Genomic DNA, 19,384 nt, shown 5'->3' on the forward strand with positions numbered 1-19,384 from the left:
AAAGGCAATATGGAGAGAAATATAAGTAAAGAATATGCAATTCGAATTGCTACTGAAAATGAAAGTGATAGTATTATCCTTTTATTAAAAGAGGTAGCACAATGGCTACAATATAAAGAAGTGGATCAGTGGCAGTATCTTTTAGGAGAGGAAGCTACGGCTGAAATACTAGAATGTATAAGAGAGAAATATACATATGTTGTTCTGAAAGAAGCTGAAATAGTTGGTACGGTTACAGTTTCTCCTAAACAAAATGAATGGGATGAACATATTTTTGGTAAAGAGGAAGTTTCTAATTCATTATATATTCATAGATTTGCGGTGAAACGGAAGTATAAGGGAAATGGAATAGGAGAATGGATTTTACGGTGGGTAGAAGAGAATGTGCAATGTGATAAAGAGTATTTGAAGTTAGATTGCGTGGGGCATAATCGTACGTTGAATGATTTTTATAAGAAAAATAGTTTTGAATATGTTGGAAGTACGGATGGGCTTAGTAAGTTTCAAAAGAAAAGGAGAATGTGAATGCATCCAATTAACGTAAGTTTAGTTGAAAAGTTAATACAGGAACAGTTTCCTGAATGGGCCCATTTAGAAGTGAAACCTGTAAAGTTTAGTGGGTATGATAATAGGACGTTTCACTTAGGGGATGAGATGAGTGTAAGATTGCCAAGTGATGTGGCATATGCACCGCAAGTAGAGAAAGAAAATAGTTGGCTTCCTATATTAAATAAGGGGCTTTCTTTACCGATTTCTACCCCACTTGCGAAAGGAAATCCGTCTGAAGCGTATCCATTGCCTTGGTCTATTAATAAGTGGATAGAGGGAGAAACAGTTACGAAACAAAACGTTCGGGATTTAAATGAATTTGCGGCGGACTTAGGATCTTTTTTAGTAGAATTGCAATCTATTAATGCGAGTAACGGACCTTTAGCTGGAACACATAATTTTTACCGAGGCGGACTTATATCTGTATATGATGAAGAGGCGAGAGTTGCTATTGAAAATAATAAGGATGTTTTTGACGAGGCATTATTAAAACACCTTTGGAATGTAGCACTTAGTTCAACATGGGATCGTAAGCCAGTTTGGGTTCATGGAGATGTAGCGCCAGGGAATTTACTCGTTAAAGATGGAAAGCTTTGTGCTGTAATTGATTTTGGTATTTTAGGTGTAGGAGATCCTGCTTGTGATGCAGCGATGGCGTGGACGTTTTTTGATGAAAATAGTAGAAATGTATTTAAAGAAGTATTACGCATGGATGAAGAAACGTGGAATAGAGCGAGAGGATGGGCACTTTGGAAGGCGTTAATTACATATGATGCGAATAGGGAGAGTAATGAAAAAGTAGCAGAAGAGTCGTATCGTTTCATTCAAGTGATTGTGGATGATTATGAGAGGTAATAGAAAAGCCTATTTTAAAATAGGCTTTTTCATATGATTAAATAGTAGAAATGGAAAGAAGGAATATAATATAATTGTACGGAATATTTAGATAACGGGAGGTGTCGAATTTTGAGTGAAATTGAATTAAAGAGTAATGTAATTAAGACAGGGCGAGAGAAGGGGATTATTCTTCGGTTTATACTTGCTAGTCTCGTTGGAGTGTTTATGTTTTTCGTTCCTGTTACGATAAACGGTGCATCGTCTATTATGATTGATCATATCGTATCGTGGATTAGGGCTTCGGTTCCTGGCGTAGTACCTTATTATGCATTATTTGTTATGGCGATTGGTGCGATTTATCCATTTTATACGAAGAAATGGAATGCATCTATTGTAGACATTTGTTTTTCTATTTTAAAAGTAGTTGGCGTTGTTTTTGGCATATTATATTGTTTAAAAGTAGGACCAGCTTGGTTCTTTGCGCCAGATATTGGGCCGTTTTTGTATGAGAAGCTAGTCATATCAGTAAGTTTGCTCGTTCCAATTGGCTCGGCGTTTTTAGCGTTATTAGTCGGATATGGATTGCTTGAATTTATCGGTACATTTTGTCGTCCGATTATGAGGCCATTATGGAATACGCCGGGGAGATCGGCGATTGATGCAGTTGCGTCCTTCGTTGGAAGTTATTCGCTTGCCCTTCTTATTACGAACCGCGTGTATAAAGAAGGAAAGTATACGACAAAAGAAGCGGCGATTATCGCTACAGGATTTTCTACAGTATCCGCTACATTTATGATCATCATCGCAAAAACATTAGATATTATGCATTTATGGAATGTTTATTTTTGGACTACACTTGTTGTAACATTCATCGTGACTGCTATCACCGTAAGAATCCCGCCCCTTAGTAGAAAACCAGATACATATGTAACAGAAGAAGGGTTCCCAGAGCCTGTTTATAAAGAGAAAATGTTGGAACGTGCTTGGGAAGATGCGTTAGAAGTATCAAAGTCTGCACCGAGCATTATGAAAAATATTGCAGTGAATTTAAAAGACGGATTTATTATGACAATGGGAATTTTACCATCCATTATGTCAGTAGGATTAATTGGTATCGTCTTAGCGAAGTTCACGCCAATATTTGATTGGATCAGTTATATTTTCTATCCGTTTACATGGTTATTACAATTACCGGAAGCAGACTTAGCTGCTAAAGCCGCATCAGTTGGCATTGCAGAAATGTTTTTACCGTCATTATTAGTAGTAAGTGCACCACTCGTGACAAAGTTTGTTATTGCAGTTGTTTCCGTATCATCTATTTTGTTTTTCTCCGCTTCCATTCCTTGTATATTATCAACAGATATTCCGTTAAAAGTATCTGAACTCATTATTCTGTATGTGCAGAGAACGATTTTAACGTTGCTTATTATTACGCCGATTGCTTATTTGTTGCTTTGAAGTTTTAATAAGATAAAGTTAAACAAAAGAAGCCGTCTGTAAAAAGAGGGCTTCTTTTGTTTAAAAGCGGGATATTCTTATTTATTTTTCGTATATGACGTAACGCTTCTTAAGAAGATTCCTAGTCCCGCAAAAAAGAATCCTAAGCATAATAAGCTGCCTGGCGTTCCCAAAGTAATTTGATCTAGCATTTTTTATCCCCTCCCGTTTATCATTGAAAAAAGAATTTATTGTAAATTATCAAAAAATTATTTTTTTAATGATTACTGATGAGTCTTCCTACCTTATACGAGAAGAATATATTTGAAAAGAATTCTTTTCTTTATATTTTTTTATTCTTATAATGCGTTTTTGATTCTTATGATATAGTAACAACAAAGGGGGCTTAAAAATGGAAATTATTCACGAAAGAGCAAAGTTGCGGTTAATGGATAATACTGATGTCGAAACTTTGTTTTCGATTGTAGAAGGAAATCGGGATATTTGGGCGTATTTAATCTCTAAAATGGATAGTGTGCAAGATATGCAACAATACGTTCAAAAAGCGATAAAGGGTTACGGAAGAGGTACTCAAATACCTTTCATAGTCGTAGATCAACAGTCGAATAAGATTGTAGGAAGTACACGTTTATATAATATTTCAGTAGAAGATAAGACAGTTGAGTTAGGGCAAACGTGGTATCATCCGAGTGTGCAACGTACGAGTATAAATACAGAGTGTAAGTATATGCTTCTTCAGTATGCTTTTGAAAAATTGCATATGCTGAGAGTGCAAATTAAGACGGATGCAAGAAATGAAAAAGCACAACGAGCAATTGAAAGGTTAGGCGCAGTAAAAGAGGGTGTGCTTCGAAATGAAAGAAAATTACCGAATGGTTATGTGAGAGATGCGGTGGTGTACAGTATTATCTCGAGTGAATGGCCAAGCGTAAAAGAAAAATTGTTAGAAAAATTAGAGTTGTATAAAGAAAAGTTATAATTCGTGTTTTGAAAGGTATATTGTTCGTGAGATATGAAAAATATACCTTTTTTCTTACAAAATGCTACTTTATTTTAATTCCTTTTGTTTCATCGTTCCCTTCTGAGAAAAAATTCGTTACAATGTAGTTGTATGGTAATAAACTTATGAATTTAAAAAATGTAATGAAAACCGCAAATGAAAATGAATTGATAATCCTCAATTTTAAATGAAAACCCTTTTATACATAAATAACAAGTAAAGTTCCTTCTTTTAAATAAACTCAAACAAAACGATTTGATATAAATGTTTTTTATAGAAGTATGGATGATGTACGGAGGCAATTACAAATGAAAGAAAATAAGAAGAGTAAGAAAAGACGAATCTTTCAAGTATTTTTACTAATGATTTGTTCTGCTATTTTATATGTAAGTTATGCAGCTTACGATATTTGGAGTTATCGTTTTAAAGCAAATGATGACGTGAAAACGGATGCTGGTATCGTACTAGGAGCAGCTTCATGGAACGGAAAACCATCTCCTGTATTTAAAGAAAGAATTAATCATGCGATTTCTTTATATAAGAACGGAAATATTAAAAAGATTATTTTTACAGGTGGTACAAAGTTCGAGGCAGAACTTGAGGAAGCACGTACTGCAAGAGTATATGCAATGAAACAAGGTGTAAAAGAGGAAGATATTTTAATTGAAACTAAATCCCTTTTCACTGAAGAAAATTTAAAAAATGCGAAGCAAGTTGGAATAGAGAACGGCATACAAACATACACGATTGTAAGTGATCCACTTCATATGAAACGCGCAATGAGAATCGCAAAACATATTAATATTGAAGCGTATGCTTCACCAACGCCGACATCAGCATATAAAACGTTAGATACAGAAATACCATTCTTCTTTAAAGAATTATTCTCGTATATTGGATATGTAACCTCTTTGCCGTTAAAAGCATTGAAGGGGGACTAATATAAGAAAAGGATCTATCCTTAAATAGGAACTTTTCTTATTAGTCAAAAACATTGTATTTTTATCGGAATAGTGAAACAATAGAGAGGTAGCTTCATATAATCATAATGACAAAATGAACGGTTTATGAATCGAGCATAAAGGAGATTATAGTATGGCACTCTCATTTGTTGAAACAGAAGAACAGTCTTTAATTATTGAGAAAATAAATAAATTGATTCCGAAGTTCATGGAAAGGGAGCATCAGCTAAGTGAATTAGGATCATTTCCGTATGAAAATATAAATGATTTGAAAGATATCGGATATACGAAATTAACGTTACCGAAGGAATTTGGTGGTAGTGCCATTTCTTTATATGACTTCGTTTTATTTCAAGAGAAAATCGCGGAAGGCTGTGGAGCTACTGCATTATCGATTGGCTGGCATCTTGGCATTGTGAAGGAGCTAGCGGAAAATCGCTCTTGGAATGATGAGATGTTCAAATGGTTTTGCGAAGAAGTACGTAATGGTGCGCTCTTTAACAGGGCAGCAACAGAACCGAAAACAGGGAGTCCGACGCGTGGCGGCAAACCAGAAACAATAGCGGTTCAACAAGGCGAGAAGTGGGTTATAAATGGAAGAAAAACTTTTACAACGATGGCGCCAGTACTTGATTATTTTATTATTTCAGCAAGTATGGAAGGCCGTGAAGAAGTTGGTGAGTTTGTTATTCCAAGAAATACACTCGGTGTATCTATTGAAGAAACGTGGGATAGCGTTGCAATGCGAGGGACTGCTAGCCACGACCTTGTCTTACAAAATGTAGAGATAGACAACCGCTTTTTTACGGATGTAAAAGGCGGGAAAGTGAAACAAAAGGGTATTGGCTGGTTGCTACATATACCAGCATGTTATTTAGGAATTGCACAATCAGCAAGAAATTATGCAGTTCAATTTGCGGAATCATACAAGCCAAATAGTTTAAATCATTCTATTAGTTTATTGCCGAATGTTAGAAAATTAGTTGGAGAGTTAGAACTTGAGCTTATGCAAGCTCGTGTCTTTTTATATCAAATTGCGAAAAAGTACGATGAGGCAGAAGATAAACTATCACTGCAAGCAGAATTAGCAGCTGTGAAATATGCTGTAACAAATGCGGCGATATCTATAGTGGATAAATCGATGCGCATCGTAGGAGCAAAAAGTTTATCAGAAAAAAATCCGCTCCATCGTTACTATTTAAACGTCAGAGCAGGATTACACAATCCACCGATGGATGATGCAACATTGTCTATGCTGGCGGATGCGGCGTTTCGGTCGTGATTTTTGAAGTTTACATTTTATTGTTTATGGATATTATAGTTGTTTTGAAAGCACGGGTTTGATTAGTAATCAAACCCGTGCTTTTTATGTGTATGAAGTACTTAATGGAGATGTAGGTTTTTAATATAAATGATTATCATGGTGTTGTGATTGTTTCTTGTTGAAAAATTCTTATTGTAATGCCAGTTTGGAGGCTGTATAAACATTTTTCGTATTTAATCCCAAATTAAAGGTCTTTCCAAGTTAACCATTCGCAAATATTGTAAAAATTGACCCGCATGGACCGCATCATGATAGGCAATTCGTAATAGCATATCACCTAAATATCGTTGATAGCCAACATCGCTTCGATCAATAAGTCTTGAATCTAGCTCGGCTATGCTTATTGATTGAACATATTCTATGAAGTCAGTAAAGTGTGATTGTGCCAATTCAATTTCTTTTTTTACACAAGTAATTGGCTCGTCATCATACGGGGTACGTATGTCGTTTATTGAACCGTTGTTTTTTATAATCATATGATAGTAAAAAGTTGAGCTCCATACGTGACGAATCATTTCACCAAAGGACATAGCCTCAGGATCAGGCTTCCAATTAAGAAAATTATCGGGAAGAGAATTCCATAATTTTTCTGAGCGCCTTCTCGTTTCTTTTAAATTTAATATACTAAGATCAATTGCATTCATAATACATTCTCCTTTACTATTAAACTTAAAATAATTGTATCAATTTAATAGTTAGGGTATCATCGAAATATGAATGTATATCCGAATATCTCATATATAGCTAAACTAATTGCGGAACCTACAAGAGCAATCATCTTAGATTGTCTAATGAATAATCAGGCACTACCTGCTAGTGAATTGGCTTATATGGCAAAAGTGTCACATCCAACAATTAGTTCGCATCTTTCTAAATTAGTAGAAGGGAATTTACTTACAGTTGAACAACATGGTAGACATCGTTACTATCGACTTGCTAATCAAGAAGTTGCAGAAGTGCTTGAAAAGTTAGGGACAATTGCACCAACAGTTCAAGTTCGCTCTTTAAAACAATCAAGCCAACTAAAACAAATTCGTTATGCTCGAACTTGTTATGATCATCTTGCAGGCAAACTCGGTGTAGAGATAACTGAAAAATTACTAGATAGGCAATTTATAATTTTAGAGGATGGAGAATACATTGTAACGGAACAAGGTAAGAAATGGTTTCTGAATTTTGGAATAAATGTTGATGAGGCAGATACAAAAAGGAGGGTATTTGCAAAACCTTGCCTTGATTGGAGTGAACGGCGTTACCATATTTCTGGTTGGTTAGGGTCTGCAATTGCAAAACTGCTTTTTGAACAGGGATGGATTACGAAAACGGATAAGAACCGAGCTGTCCATCTTACAGAGAAAGGTGTAAAGTTATTGGAAGATCAATTAGGCATTGATATGAAAACTGAGGAAAGAAAAGCTTGAAATTAGAAAAATCCGTCAAAATGAAGGGCTTTTTTCATTATGGTAGGAGTGTACATGAATAATAGGATGTTACCAATAATCGTTGCCAATAAAAAATCTTTCTTTTCATTCTTCTTTTTTAAGTTTTAAAGGAGAAAGCTAGGCTTCTTATTTTTACTAATGTTATAATAAGAAAAAAGCACGAAAAGAGGTCATCTCATGCTAGAGGTTATTGCAACATGTTTAGAAGATGTAAAACGAATTGAAAGTGCTGGCGGGAAGCGGATTGAATTAATTTCATCTTATACAGAAGGTGGTTTAACACCGAGTTATGCTTTTATAAAAAAAGCGGTAGAAGTGGTAAGTATACCAATTCATGTTATGATTCGTCCGCATGCGAAGTCTTTTACATATACGGAAGAAGAAATTGAAATGATGAAAGAAGATATTATAGTTGCACAGAAGTTAGGAGCAGCTGGGGTAGTATTAGGCGTATTAAACGAACGAAATGAAGTGGATGAAGAGAAATTAGCGGATTTACTATCTGTTGTAGATGGAATAAATGTAACGTACCACCGTGCGATAGATGATATAAAAAATCCAGTAGAAGCGATGAGCACTTTAAAGAAGTTTCATAAAGTGACTCACGTTTTAACTTCAGGTGGACAAGGAAATATAGTAGAGAATATTCCGGTGCTTACAGAAATGCAAAAGGTAAGTGAGGGTCAAATTCAGCTTGTAGCTGGAGCTGGCGTGACGAAAGAAAATATAAAGCGATTGCTAGATGAAACTGGAATCACGCAGGCGCATGTCGGTACAGCGGTAAGAGAAGGAAAATCATGTTTTTCTGAAATAGATCCTAATTTAGTACAAGAATTAGTTGAAATAATAAAATAAGTGCTTAAGAAAGAGGAGAAACGATGAAGGAAAATACGAAGAAAGAATTATTCTCTTGGGCTAAAACGATAGGTTTTACCCTTGTATTAATTGCTATTATTCGCGGTGTTTTATTTACACCTTCTTTAGTACAAGGTGAATCAATGATGCCCACTTTAAAAAATAACGAAAGAGTTCTCGTGAATAAGATTGGTTATAGTATAAGTGGATTAGATCGCTTTGATATTATCGTCTTCCACGGGAAAGAAGGATACGATTTAGTAAAACGAGTAATTGGTTTGCCAGGCGATACAGTTGAGTATAAAAATGATGTTTTATATGTAAACGGAAAAGCGATGGAAGAACCATATTTAAAACAGTTTAAAGAAAAAGCAGTAGGCCGTGTATTAACTCCAGACTTTACGTTAGAACAAATCACTGGGAAAACGAAAGTGCCAGAAGGCCAAGTATTTGTTTTAGGGGATAATCGTGAAGTTTCTAAGGATGGTCGCATGTTTGGCTTTATTTCAGAAGATGAAATTGTCGGAAAAGGACAAGCTGTTTTCTGGCCGTTGGAACAAGTAAGAGCGTTATAAAGTGTGGTGAAGTATGGGAGAGATATTCTTCCATACTTTTTTATTTGCTTAAAATCTATTGATTGAATTGAAAGAATATTTTATAATTTTAAATTATATGTTTGTTTCGAAAAACGGAATTTAAGTTCCGTAATTCGGAACGAAAGGGAGATAGAATGAGTATAAATAAAACGGCAGTTAAGACAATGGATATTTTGGAGTTGTTTTATGAGCATGAAGAGCTAAGTTTAACAGAGATGGTTCAGCTTACAAATATGCCGAAAACATCTGTTTATCGTTTAATTGGCTCGTTGGAAGAGATGGAGTTTTTACAAAAAAACGAAAAGGGGAAATATCGTTTAGGGGTCGTATTTTTACGGTTCGGTCAACTTGTTTCACAACGATTATCAGTAAGAAATATAGCAATTCCTTATATGAAAGAACTTAGAGATAGTTTAGGACAGGCAGTTAATTTAATAATTCAGGATGGAAATGACGCAATTTATGTTGAAAAAATGGAAGGTGTTCAGCCGGTACGCGTGTATACGGCGGTTGGAAGAAGAGCACCGCTTTATGCTGGCGCATGTCCAAGAATTTTACTATCGTATTTCTCTGAGGAAGAGAAACGGAGATACATAGAGGAAGTGGATTTAAAACAGTTTGCAGATGGAACAATCGTGGATAAGAAACAATTGTTAGAAGTGTTGCAAATGGCAAAAAAGGAAGGCTACACCATTAGTTATTCTGAGTTAGAAAATCATACAGCCGCGATAGCAGCACCCATTTTCGCGAGCGATGGAACGGTTGTAGCAGGCATTAGTATTTCGGGATTAGCAATTGAGTACAACGAAAGTAACATTTCATATTTTATTGCGAAGGTGAAAGAAACAGCGCATCGCATTTCGAAAGAACTCGGCTTTTTGGCATAGAAAGAGGGAGTAGGATGAAATTTTCTGCGTTAGGGGATCAAGCAATTATTGTTACATTTGGTGAAGAAATTAAGAGGGATATATATGAGAAAGTACAGCGGTTATTTCAAGCACTGCAGCAACATCCGTTTGCAGGAATGATAGAGTGCGTTCCGTCGTTTACTTCATTAGCTGTTTACTACAATGTATACGAAGTATGGAAGGGAAATGAGAGAAGTGAAAGGTCACATGATTACGTTCGCCAGTATATAAAGGAGCTGTGTGATTCTTATAAAGAAGAAGTAAAACAGGATGTGAAACATATTTCTATACCAGTGTGCTACGGGGGAGAATATGGACCTGATTTAGAAGAGGTTGCACATTATAAAGGTTTACAAGTAGAAGATGTGATTCGAATACATAGTGAAACTACATATTTTGTATATATGTTAGGTTTTACACCAGGGTTCCCGTATTTAGGAGGACTATCAAAAGAATTAGAAACACCTAGAAAAGAAACACCACGGTTACAAATCTCTCCTGGTTCAGTAGGTATTGGCGGAAATCAAACAGGTATATATCCGCTTGAAACACCAGGAGGATGGAATATTATCGGCCGAACTCCTATTTCATTATTTAATCCGGAAGAAGAAATACCAACATATATTCAAAGTGGTATGTATTTACGATTTATTCCAATAACGAAGGAAGAGTACGTATCGCTTGAGGGGGCTAAAAAATGGATGTAGAGGTTTTGCATGCGGGAATGTTTACAACAGTCCAAGATTTAGGGCGATCTCATTATCAACAATACGGTGTGCCAGTTGGCGGGGTGATGGATCAAAGTGCACTTCAGATGATCAATATGTTAGTTGGTAATGAAGAGAATGAAGCGGGACTCGAAATGACGATTATGGGACCTAAATTGTTAATAAAGAAAACGACTTTACTTGCGATTGGCGGAGCAGATATGGAACCGTTATTGAATGGAGAACGTATCCCCTTATGGCGTCCAATTTTAGCGGAAGAAGGTAGTATGCTTTGTTTTGGAAAAGTGAAAAGTGGTTGCAGAGCGTATGTGACCTTTGCGGGTGGAATACATATTGAGCGTACAATGGGAAGCAAAAGTACGTACATACGTGCTGCGATTGGTGGTATAGAAGGAAGAATGCTGAAAAAGGGTGACTACTTCCAAATTGGTGCACAACCAGAAATGGCGAATCGTTTCATACAAGACTTACAAAAAGATGAGCGTATAAAAACGAAATGGGCAATTAGCAACAGTGTACTACCAAAGTATAAGAAACATCCTAAGCTTCGTGTCATAGCTGACTTTGAATACGATCAATTTACAGAAGAAAGTAGAAAGGCATTTTTTACGAAAGAGTATAAGGTATCTAATTATGCTGACCGTATGGGCTATAGGGTTGAGGGAGAAGTATTAAATAGGATTGAAGAAAAAGAGATTTTATCGAGTCCTGTTACATTTGGAACCATTCAAGTTCCTAATGGTGGACAGCCGATTATATTAATGGCAGATAGGCAAACGACAGGTGGCTATCCGAGAATGGGAAATATCATTTCAGTAGATTTACCTCTTCTTGCCCAGCTAAAGCCGGGGGACTATGTTTCTTTTGAGAAAATTACGCTTGAAGAAGCGGAACAATTGTACATAGAACAAGAAGTAAATATGAATCTATTAAAGAAATTCATCGCTTTACGAAGCTGAAATTAGGAGGAATACATTATGACTACAATCGATTTAAACTGTGATTTAGGAGAAAGTTTTGGCGCTTATAAAATGGGGAATGATGATGAAATTCTTCCGTTCGTTTCCTCTATAAACGTTGCTTGCGGTTTTCATGCGGGTGATCCGTCTATTATGCGTCAAACTGTTGAAAAAGCTTTGGAGCATAACGTAGCAGTAGGGGCGCATCCTGGATTTCCTGATTTAATTGGATTTGGTAGAAGAAACATGAATGTTTCAGCAAGTGAAGTATACGATTATGTTTTATATCAAACAGGCGCATTAGACGCATTTGTGAAAGCGGCAGGCGGGAAAATGCAGCATGTAAAGCCGCACGGTGCCTTATATAATATGGCGGCGTCTAATCCGGAAATTGCAGATGCAATTGCAAAGGCAATTTATCATATAAATCCAAGTCTATTACTTTATGGATTAGCAAATAGCGAGGCGTTTATACAGGCTGCAGAAAAATACAAAGTAACTCTCGTACAAGAGGCTTTTGCGGATCGTACATATAAGCAAGATGGTACATTAACGAGCCGTACAGAAGAAAATGCGCTTATAAAAGATGAAGACGAAGCGATAAAGCAAGTACTTCAAATGGTGAAAGAAGGCCATGTAAATGCGGTCAATGGAGAGAAAGTAGCAGTTCAGGCGCAAACAATTTGTTTACACGGTGATGGGGAAAAAGCAGTGCAATTTGCAAAAAGAATATACAGAACATTCAAACTTAATGATATTTCTATTTGTGCACCGAAATAAAAAATAGGGGGAAGTGCTAGAAATGATTAAATTAATCGGAATACTACTTGTTGCAGTGGGCTTTTTATTTAGATTAAATACACTTTTAGTAGTTATGGTTGCAGGTATTGTTACTGGTATGGTTTCAGGATTAAGTTTTTATGATGTGATCAGCATGTTCGGTAAATTTTTCATAGAAAATAGATATATGTCTATGCCAATTATATTAACTTTACCGGTAATCGGAATTTTAGAGCGTTACGGTTTAAAAGAAAGAGCAGAAGCACTTATAACGAAATCAAAAGGAGCAACAACTGGAAGAGTATTAATGTCATATTTTACGATAAGAGAATCATCAGCAGCACTAGGGCTTAATATTGGTGGGCATGCGCAAACAGTAAGGCCGCTCGTTGCACCGATGGCAGAAGGGGCCGCGCAAGGTAAATACGGTAAACTTCCTGAAAAATTAAGAGAAAAGATTAAAGCAAACGCAGCAGCTGCTGAAAATACAGCTTGGTTTTTCGGAGAAGATATTTTCATCGCAACTGGAGCTATTTTATTAATGAAAGGATTCTTCGATTCAGTAGGTATGCATGTCGGAGTATGGGATATGGCACTTTGGGGCATTCCGACAGCAATATCTGCACTTATTGTAAGCTGGATTAGATTTAGAAGGTTTGATAAATATATAGAGAAAACAATGAAGGCAGAAGGAAAAGAAGAGAAGGAGGCAATCTAATATGAACATCATCACAATGGATACAATCTATTATGTATTAGGGATAATCGTTGCTTTTATCGCTGTTCGTATCGCATTCGATTGTAAACATCCAAACAGATTCGGTTCTAGTTTATTTTGGGCATTGTTTGCAGTTACATTTTTATTTGGAAATGTAATTCCTTCGTTTTACGTTGGCTGTATCGTGCTCGCTATGGTCGTTTTAGCCTCGCTAAATAAAGTAACAAAATCAGAGGAAAAAGAAGTTCCAGTACAAGAACGTGTGAAACATGCTGAGAAATTAAAAAATAAAATTTTTATGCCTGCACTATTAATTCCTATTTTTACAATTATCGGTACGTTGACCTTAGGGAAAATTAAATGGGGAAATGTCTCTCTTGTTGATCCAGATAAAGTAACATTAGTTGCACTAGCGCTTGGTGCATTACTCGCATTTGTTGCGGCGATGCGTATTACAAAATCAAAAATAACAACACCTGTACAAGAAGGAAGCAGACTATTACAAGCTGTTGGCTGGGCTGTAATTTTACCACAAATGTTAGCAGCACTTGGCGGTATATTCGCGAAGTCTGGCGTTGGACAAGTTGTTTCAGACTTAGTTGGACAAGTGCTACCGACAGAGTATCCGTTCGTTGCTGTTATGGCGTACTGTTTAGGCATGATGCTATTTACAGTCGTAATGGGAAATGCATTCGCAGCGTTTGCTGTTATTACTGGCGGAATTGGCTTACCTTTAATAGTTCAAATGCACGGCGGAAACCCAGCAATTATGGCAGCACTCGGTATGTTTGCTGGATATTGCGGAACGCTGCTTACTCCAATGGCAGCAAACTTTAATATCGTACCTGCGATGCTTTTAGAGCTAAAGGATAAAAATGCGGTTATTAAAGCACAAGTACCAATTGCTCTTTCAATTTTTATCATAAATATGTTTATTATGTACGGCCTTGTATATCGTTTCTAATTAGGAGGATAAAACTATGAAAACAGTATTATTAACAGGGTTTGATCCGTTTGGCGGAGAAAATATCAATCCAGCTTGGGAAGTAGCAAAAGGTTTGCATGAAAAAACAATTGGAGAATACAAGATAATAAGCAAACAAGTACCAACTGTATTTCATAAATCAATAAGCGTATTAAAAGAGTATATAGAAGAACTAGCGCCGGAAATTATTATATGTATCGGACAAGCTGGGGGCAGACCAGATATTACGATAGAACGTGTCGCAATTAATATTGATGATGCAAGAATTGCTGATAATGAAGGCAATCAGCCGGTAGATGTACCAGTTGTAGAAGAAGGAGTGATTGCATATTGGTCTACACTTCCGATGAAAGCAATCGTAAAAAAACTTCGCGAAGAGGGCATACCGTCATCTGTTTCACAGACGGCAGGCACATTCGTTTGTAATCACTTATTCTATGGACTTATGCATGAACTAGAGAAACATGATAAGAAAATAAAAGGTGGATTCATTCACATTCCGTTCTTACCAGAACAAGCGAGTAATTATCCAGGGCAACCGAGTATGTCACTTTCTACTATTCGTAAGGGGATAGAATTGGCAATCGAAGTAACGACGACAGTTGAAGTAGATATTGTAGAGGTTGGGGGCGCAACGCATTAAGTAAAATGAATTGTACAACACCTCCTGTAAACAACTGGTATAATAAGAATAGGAAAATACATAGAGGTGATTTTTGTGCAACAATTTGAAGAAGTACGTTCAATTTTAGAAAAAGCGAAGAAAATTACAGTATTAACAGGTGCTGGTGCAAGTACGGAAAGTGGTATTCCAGATTTCCGTTCAGCAAATGGATTGTATGCTGATGCGAATGTGGAGATGTACTTATCAAGAGGGTACTATAACCGAAGTCCGAAAGAATTTTGGAAGCATTATAAAGAAATCTTTCAAATTAATACGTTCCATCAATATAAACCAAATCGTGGCCATCGCTTTTTAGCTGAGCTAGAAGAACAAGGGAAAGATATTACGATTTTAACGCAAAATATTGACGGTTTACATCAATTAGGTGGCAGTAAGCATGTCATTGATTTACATGGAACACTTCAAACAGCACATTGTCCAAAATGTAAATCAGGCTATGATTTACAGTATATGATTGATCATGAAGTACCGCGTTGTGAGAAGTGTAATTTTATTTTAAATCCAGATGTTGTTTTATACGGAGATACACTGCCGCAATATCAAAATGCGATGAAACGTTTATATGAAACAGGTGTACTTCTCGTTATGGGAACGTCATTAAAAGTACAACCTGTCGCTTCATTCCCGGAAATCGCAAAGAGGGAAGTAGGAGCAACAACTATTTTAGTAAATGAAGAGTTAACAGGACAGGAATATAACTTTGATTTTGTTTTTCAAAATAAGATTGGTGAGTTTGTTGAAGGGTTATCTTCAATGAAATAAGTTATCGAAAAAACTGAGGTATCTGCCTCAGTTTTTTATTTGAGTAATCACTGTTTTAAGCCATATGAAAACATTTTGATAATGTAGTAACAACATCTCTATAATTTATAAAAATCAATTTGCCCATTTTTCTTTTAGAATAATATTCATGTTATTGTGCATTAAGGGAATGGTAATAAATAGGATGTAAAAACAAAAAACTGAAAATTAAATCTTTTATTTCTTTTATAATTAATATAAAATTCTATATATATCATATAAATAAATTTGATACATAATGATTTTGCGTAGAAATGTTAATAGAATGAAGCGAGGGAGCGAAATGAGACAGAAAAAGGAGCAGAAAAAACAATCGAAAAAGAAAAAGACTCATATTCCATTTCGGTTAAATGTACTATTTTTTATTGTCTTTCTTTTATTTTCAGCTATTATAATTCAATTAGGTAAAGTACAAATCATTGATGGAGAAACGTATAGAAATGAAGTAAATAAAAAGGAAGATGTAACGGTAAGCACTCCCGTTCCTAGAGGGAAAATGTTTGATCGGCAAGGTCACGTTATTGTAAATAATAAACCATTGCGAACCGTTACATATACGAAAATGAGAGGAGTAGACTCGAAAGAAGTTTTACAAGTAGCAAGAGATTTAGCCAAACTAATTGAAATGTCGCAAGAGGACATGGATAAGTTAACAGAGACAGATAAGAAAGATTTTTGGATGCAGTTAAATGAAAAGCGGGCAGCGGCGAAAGTAACAAAAGAAGATGAGAGTAAATTTAGAAAGCAAGAAATAGAAGGAAAAGAGTTAGATAAAAAAGTAGAAGAACTGCGCCGGGAAAGAATTACACAAGAAGAACTAAATGAGCTTTCAAAGGAAGATATAGAAGTATTAGTAATTAAAAGCAAAATGAATGCGGGATATAAAATGACGCCGCAAATCGTTAAAAAAGATGTAAGTCAAAATGAATATGCTGTCGTTAGTGAAAGGTTGGCAAGCTTACCAGGGGTAGATACGACAGTAGATTGGGAACGTGAATACCCAAATGATAAAATACTGCGCTCTATACTAGGTAGCGTTTCTAATGAAAATGAAGGATTGCCAAGAGAACAATTAGATTATTATTTAGTTCGTGATTATAATCGAAACGATCGTATTGGTAAAAGTTACATTGAAAAACAATATGAAGATGCACTACATGGAACGAAGGAGCAGTCTAAAAATATTATGGATAAAGCAGGGAAGATTGTTCGAACAGAAAAAGTGACTGAAGGAAAAAGTGGAAATAACTTGATGTTAACAGTCGATATGGATTTACAGAAAAGAGTAGAGGGCAGCCTTGAAAAGAATTTACGAGCCTTTCATGCTGCAGAGCCGATGATGGATCGTGCGTTCGTAGTAATGATGAATCCGAAAAACGGTCAAATTTTATCAATGGCAGGAAAGAAAATTGTAAATAAAGATGGCGGTATGCAAATAGAAGATTATGCATTAGGAACGATGACAAGTTCTTACGAGTTAGGGTCAACTGTAAAAGGGGCTACTTTATTAACTGGATATCAAACAGAAGCGATTAAGCCGTATACACACTTCTTTGATGCGCCAATGTATTTTAAAGGAAGTTCTAAGCCGAAGAAATCGTGGAAAGAATTTGGGGATATTGATGATTTAAGAGCTTTGCAAGTGTCATCGAACGTTTATATGTTTAATACAGCTTTAAAAATGGCAGGCATTAATTATGTTCCAAACAATCCATTAGATATTAAACAAGAAACATTTAATAAAATGCGCTACTATTTTAGACAATTTGGCCTAGGTGTGTCGACTGGTATTGACCTGCCAAATGAATCGATCGGTCAAATAGGTAGAACTGATAACATACCCGGATTTTTACTTGATTACGCGATTGGACAGTATGATACATATACGCCGCTTCAGCTTGCACAATATATTTCAACCATTGCAAATGGCGGTTACCGAATGAAACCACAAATTGTACAAGAAGTTAGAGAGCAACCGAATAGACCAGAGGATGTAGGAAAAGTCGTTCGGTCGATTGAACCAGTTGTATTAAATAGAGTGGATATGGACACTTCGTACATTAATCATGTAAAAGAAGGATTTAGAAGAGTTTTTCAAGAAGCTGACGGAACAGGTACCGGAACGTTTAAAGGTCTACCATATAAACCAGCGGGAAAAACAGGAACAGCTGAGACAGTATATGGTGGAGAAAGTGATATTGGAAGAGATGAGAACAACAACCGAAAAAAATGTTATAATTTAACTCTTGCCGGTTATGCACCATATGATGCGGATCCGGAAGTAGCTTTTTCAGTTGTTGTACCATGGGTGAATGATGATAAATCAGGAATTAATTCTGCGATTGGTAAAGAGATTTTGGATGCGTATTTTGAATTAAAAACAAATAGATCAAATGCAAATTCAATTCCAGTAGAACAACCGAACAAGGCACAGTAAAAATAGTATCACTGCATGGAAACATATTGTGCAGTGATATATTTTTTGAGTTAAAAAGCGCTTTATAAGGTGGGAATGGATATGAAAAAGGAGATTAAGAGAGGCTGGGGAAAGTACATACTATTTATATTGGTGATAGTCATAGGCTACCATTCTTTTACTTTATGTAAGGTGGAAGGGGAATCGATGCAGCCGACTTTATATGAAGAAGACTACGTATTTGTAAATAAAGCGGTAGTACGTCTTTCTAATTTACAACACGGAGAAATTGTCATTATAAAAGAAGAGGATGAATCGAAATATTATGTGAAACGTGTAATAGGGCTTCCTGGTGATGTAATTAACATAACGAACGGAAAGGTATATGTGAACGATAAAAAGCAAGAAGAACCATATACAAACAAAGATTTATTTAACAACACACAAGTGTTTTATAATTTTCAAAAGACAAAAATTCCGCCAAATAAGTTATTTGTAATGGGAGATAACCGCGAAGTAAGTAGAGATAGTCGAAATGGCTTAGGATATATTGAAGAAGATAACATAATAGGCAAGGTGGAATTTGTATATTATCCTTTTTCAAAAATGAAAATGATAGAATAAGTGGGGGATGAGCAAAACCCCACTTATTAAAGTTTCACTTTATTTTCTTTAAAAAACCTTTTGGATTAAATGATATGAAAAATTTATGTTTAGACTCGTCGATTATGAAGTTATTATTTTTAGTTAAAAACTCATCCACAGCTTCCATCGGGCCAGGACCCCAATCGGGAAGAAGCGGATTTCCATTAATGGAGGTATCTTCTACAATCATATAACTGCCAGTAGTGACGATAGATTTATATAGTAATAGTTCTTTGGAGACATGTTCTTTACTATGATCAGAATCTAAAATAACTAAAACCACATCATCAGGTTTGCGCATGCTTACAATTGTTTGGATGGCCTGCACAGAAACAGAAGATGCTGTTAAATACGTAATCCGATTATGTGATGGCCGATTTGGCTGCGGAGTTATATCGATAGTAAGTACGTGACCTTTTCCAATTAAATCTAACATAGAAGCTAAATACAGTGCACTACCACCGTGAAAAGTCCCGCATTCAATAATTAAATCGGGCTTTAATTCATAAATAATTTCTTGATACAAAAAGAGATCAGAGGGAAGTTTACAGATTGGAACCCCGAACCAGTGTGTATCGTTTAACCACACGAGGCTGTTGTAATATTGGTTTAGAAATTCATTGCTTATATTATCGATTTTAAATTCTCCTTTCTAAAAAGGATTCTCTCGTTTGACGTAAAGTGTTTACGCATGAAAGTTGTACTATATATTATGTAGTAAGGAATTGTAAGGCGA

At 35.8% G+C, this 19,384-nt stretch carries 21 protein-coding genes; 19 read left to right on the forward strand and 2 right to left on the reverse strand.

All coding sequences use genetic code 11. The features are described 5' to 3' along the window. Nucleotides 1-9: 9 nt before the first annotated feature. The 6 genes from ACTFN4_RS13960 to ACTFN4_RS13985 all read left to right on the forward strand — a co-directional run bounded on the left by ACTFN4_RS13960 (nucleotide 10) and on the right by ACTFN4_RS13985 (nucleotide 6,088). Entirely contained in the window at nucleotides 10-525 is a 516-nt protein-coding gene (locus ACTFN4_RS13960; protein ID WP_000440749.1) for a GNAT family N-acetyltransferase, read from the forward strand. Further along, nucleotides 526-1,404 (forward strand): aminoglycoside phosphotransferase family protein, encoded by an 879-nt coding sequence (locus ACTFN4_RS13965; RefSeq protein ID WP_000553375.1) that lies wholly within the window; start codon nucleotides 526-528, stop codon nucleotides 1,402-1,404. It abuts the gene before it with no gap. 111 nt (nucleotides 1,405-1,515) lie between these two features. Beyond that, nucleotides 1,516-2,844, forward strand: coding sequence for a YjiH family protein (locus ACTFN4_RS13970; protein WP_001289416.1), 1,329 nt, complete (start codon nucleotides 1,516-1,518; stop codon nucleotides 2,842-2,844). 391 nt (nucleotides 2,845-3,235) lie between these two features. After that, nucleotides 3,236-3,823 (forward strand): GNAT family N-acetyltransferase, encoded by a 588-nt coding sequence (locus ACTFN4_RS13975; protein ID WP_000402586.1) that lies wholly within the window; start codon nucleotides 3,236-3,238, stop codon nucleotides 3,821-3,823. A 329-nt stretch (nucleotides 3,824-4,152) separates the two neighbouring features. Then, nucleotides 4,153-4,785, forward strand: coding sequence for a YdcF family protein (locus ACTFN4_RS13980; protein WP_000662215.1), 633 nt, complete (start codon nucleotides 4,153-4,155; stop codon nucleotides 4,783-4,785). Between the two features lie 154 nt (nucleotides 4,786-4,939). Continuing rightward, nucleotides 4,940-6,088, forward strand: coding sequence for an acyl-CoA dehydrogenase family protein (locus tag ACTFN4_RS13985; RefSeq protein ID WP_071740776.1), 1,149 nt, complete (start codon nucleotides 4,940-4,942; stop codon nucleotides 6,086-6,088). 215 nt (nucleotides 6,089-6,303) lie between these two features. On the opposite strand, the gene ACTFN4_RS13990 is transcribed toward ACTFN4_RS13985, so the two are convergent. After that, entirely contained in the window at nucleotides 6,304-6,774 is a 471-nt protein-coding gene (locus ACTFN4_RS13990) for a DinB family protein (protein WP_000991272.1), read from the reverse strand. A gap of 69 nt (nucleotides 6,775-6,843) precedes the next feature. Between ACTFN4_RS13990 and ACTFN4_RS13995 the strand changes: the two genes are divergently transcribed. The 13 genes from ACTFN4_RS13995 (at nucleotide 6,844) to lepB (ACTFN4_RS14055) (ending at nucleotide 18,627) form a co-directional block, all read left to right on the forward strand. Further along, nucleotides 6,844-7,551 (forward strand): metalloregulator ArsR/SmtB family transcription factor, encoded by a 708-nt coding sequence (locus tag ACTFN4_RS13995; RefSeq protein ID WP_439962455.1) that lies wholly within the window; start codon nucleotides 6,844-6,846, stop codon nucleotides 7,549-7,551. 198 nt (nucleotides 7,552-7,749) lie between these two features. After that, nucleotides 7,750-8,427: a copper homeostasis protein CutC gene (locus ACTFN4_RS14000; protein ID WP_000895121.1), complete on the forward strand. Its 678-nt coding sequence runs from the start codon at nucleotides 7,750-7,752 to the stop codon at nucleotides 8,425-8,427. A gap of 23 nt (nucleotides 8,428-8,450) precedes the next feature. Next, nucleotides 8,451-9,002 (forward strand): signal peptidase I, encoded by a 552-nt coding sequence (lepB, locus tag ACTFN4_RS14005; protein WP_000662501.1) that lies wholly within the window; start codon nucleotides 8,451-8,453, stop codon nucleotides 9,000-9,002. Nucleotides 9,003-9,157: 155 nt separating this feature from the next. Then, a complete protein-coding gene (locus ACTFN4_RS14010) occupies nucleotides 9,158-9,910 on the forward strand; it encodes an IclR family transcriptional regulator (RefSeq protein ID WP_000026367.1) in 753 nt (250 codons plus the stop codon). Between the two features lie 14 nt (nucleotides 9,911-9,924). Next, complete coding sequence (gene pxpB, locus ACTFN4_RS14015) at nucleotides 9,925-10,638, forward strand: 5-oxoprolinase subunit PxpB (RefSeq protein ID WP_000672283.1); 714 nt, start codon at nucleotides 9,925-9,927, stop codon at nucleotides 10,636-10,638. Next, complete coding sequence (locus ACTFN4_RS14020) at nucleotides 10,629-11,618, forward strand: biotin-dependent carboxyltransferase family protein (protein WP_439962457.1); 990 nt, start codon at nucleotides 10,629-10,631, stop codon at nucleotides 11,616-11,618. Before pxpB ends, ACTFN4_RS14020 begins: the two co-directional genes overlap by 10 nt. Nucleotides 11,619-11,636: 18 nt before the next feature. Next, nucleotides 11,637-12,398, forward strand: coding sequence for a 5-oxoprolinase subunit PxpA (gene pxpA / locus ACTFN4_RS14025; protein WP_000207321.1), 762 nt, complete (start codon nucleotides 11,637-11,639; stop codon nucleotides 12,396-12,398). 22 nt (nucleotides 12,399-12,420) lie between these two features. Beyond that, nucleotides 12,421-13,116 (forward strand): DUF969 domain-containing protein, encoded by a 696-nt coding sequence (locus tag ACTFN4_RS14030; RefSeq protein WP_000593392.1) that lies wholly within the window; start codon nucleotides 12,421-12,423, stop codon nucleotides 13,114-13,116. Between the two features lies 1 nt (nucleotide 13,117). Then, on the forward strand, nucleotides 13,118-14,080 hold the full coding sequence (locus ACTFN4_RS14035; protein ID WP_001021642.1) for a DUF979 domain-containing protein: 963 nt from the start codon (nucleotides 13,118-13,120) through the stop codon (nucleotides 14,078-14,080). A gap of 16 nt (nucleotides 14,081-14,096) precedes the next feature. Next, nucleotides 14,097-14,744, forward strand: coding sequence for a pyroglutamyl-peptidase I (gene pcp / locus ACTFN4_RS14040; protein ID WP_000859709.1), 648 nt, complete (start codon nucleotides 14,097-14,099; stop codon nucleotides 14,742-14,744). 66 nt (nucleotides 14,745-14,810) lie between these two features. Further along, nucleotides 14,811-15,548, forward strand: a complete 738-nt coding sequence (locus tag ACTFN4_RS14045; protein WP_074554685.1) for an NAD-dependent protein deacylase — start codon at nucleotides 14,811-14,813, stop codon at nucleotides 15,546-15,548. Between the two features lie 322 nt (nucleotides 15,549-15,870). Then, the gene (locus tag ACTFN4_RS14050) at nucleotides 15,871-18,024 is read left to right on the forward strand and encodes a peptidoglycan D,D-transpeptidase FtsI family protein (protein WP_001249190.1); all 2,154 of its coding nucleotides are present in this window, start codon (nucleotides 15,871-15,873) and stop codon (nucleotides 18,022-18,024) included. An 81-nt stretch (nucleotides 18,025-18,105) separates the two neighbouring features. Continuing rightward, nucleotides 18,106-18,627, forward strand: coding sequence for a signal peptidase I (lepB, locus tag ACTFN4_RS14055; RefSeq protein WP_002094069.1), 522 nt, complete (start codon nucleotides 18,106-18,108; stop codon nucleotides 18,625-18,627). Between the two features lie 34 nt (nucleotides 18,628-18,661). On the opposite strand, the gene ACTFN4_RS14060 is transcribed toward lepB (ACTFN4_RS14055), so the two are convergent. Further along, nucleotides 18,662-19,285 (reverse strand): cephalosporin hydroxylase family protein, encoded by a 624-nt coding sequence (locus ACTFN4_RS14060; protein WP_265736937.1) that lies wholly within the window; start codon nucleotides 19,283-19,285, stop codon nucleotides 18,662-18,664. Nucleotides 19,286-19,384: the final 99 nt, after the last annotated feature.

Origin of the sequence: Bacillus cereus group sp. MYBK95-2, assembly GCF_051915225.1 — a bacterium.
GTDB classification, from domain to species: Bacteria; Bacillota; Bacilli; order Bacillales; family Bacillaceae_G; genus Bacillus_A; species Bacillus_A cereus.

Excerpts from the sequence above, each read along its gene's own strand:
- ACTFN4_RS13985 (WP_071740776.1), top strand. The coding sequence starts at position 4,940 with ATGGCACTCTCATTTGTTGAAACAGAAGAACAGTCTTTAATTATTGAG.
- ACTFN4_RS14010 (WP_000026367.1), top strand. The coding sequence starts at position 9,158 with ATGAGTATAAATAAAACGGCAGTTAAGACAATGGATATTTTGGAGTTG.
- pxpA (WP_000207321.1), top strand. The coding sequence starts at position 11,637 with ATGACTACAATCGATTTAAACTGTGATTTAGGAGAAAGTTTTGGCGCT.
- ACTFN4_RS13980 (WP_000662215.1), top strand. The coding sequence starts at position 4,153 with ATGAAAGAAAATAAGAAGAGTAAGAAAAGACGAATCTTTCAAGTATTT.
- ACTFN4_RS13990 (WP_000991272.1), bottom strand. The coding sequence starts at position 6,774 with ATGAATGCAATTGATCTTAGTATATTAAATTTAAAAGAAACGAGAAGG.
- lepB (WP_000662501.1), top strand. The coding sequence starts at position 8,451 with ATGAAGGAAAATACGAAGAAAGAATTATTCTCTTGGGCTAAAACGATA.
- ACTFN4_RS14050 (WP_001249190.1), top strand. The coding sequence starts at position 15,871 with ATGAGACAGAAAAAGGAGCAGAAAAAACAATCGAAAAAGAAAAAGACT.
- ACTFN4_RS14030 (WP_000593392.1), top strand. The coding sequence starts at position 12,421 with ATGATTAAATTAATCGGAATACTACTTGTTGCAGTGGGCTTTTTATTT.
- ACTFN4_RS13975 (WP_000402586.1), top strand. The coding sequence starts at position 3,236 with ATGGAAATTATTCACGAAAGAGCAAAGTTGCGGTTAATGGATAATACT.
- lepB (WP_002094069.1), top strand. The coding sequence starts at position 18,106 with ATGAAAAAGGAGATTAAGAGAGGCTGGGGAAAGTACATACTATTTATA.
- ACTFN4_RS13965 (WP_000553375.1), top strand. The coding sequence starts at position 526 with ATGCATCCAATTAACGTAAGTTTAGTTGAAAAGTTAATACAGGAACAG.
- ACTFN4_RS14035 (WP_001021642.1), top strand. The coding sequence starts at position 13,118 with ATGAACATCATCACAATGGATACAATCTATTATGTATTAGGGATAATC.
- ACTFN4_RS14000 (WP_000895121.1), top strand. The coding sequence starts at position 7,750 with ATGCTAGAGGTTATTGCAACATGTTTAGAAGATGTAAAACGAATTGAA.
- ACTFN4_RS13960 (WP_000440749.1), top strand. The coding sequence starts at position 10 with ATGGAGAGAAATATAAGTAAAGAATATGCAATTCGAATTGCTACTGAA.
- ACTFN4_RS13995 (WP_439962455.1), top strand. The coding sequence starts at position 6,844 with ATGAATGTATATCCGAATATCTCATATATAGCTAAACTAATTGCGGAA.
- ACTFN4_RS14020 (WP_439962457.1), top strand. The coding sequence starts at position 10,629 with ATGGATGTAGAGGTTTTGCATGCGGGAATGTTTACAACAGTCCAAGAT.
- pcp (WP_000859709.1), top strand. The coding sequence starts at position 14,097 with ATGAAAACAGTATTATTAACAGGGTTTGATCCGTTTGGCGGAGAAAAT.
- pxpB (WP_000672283.1), top strand. The coding sequence starts at position 9,925 with ATGAAATTTTCTGCGTTAGGGGATCAAGCAATTATTGTTACATTTGGT.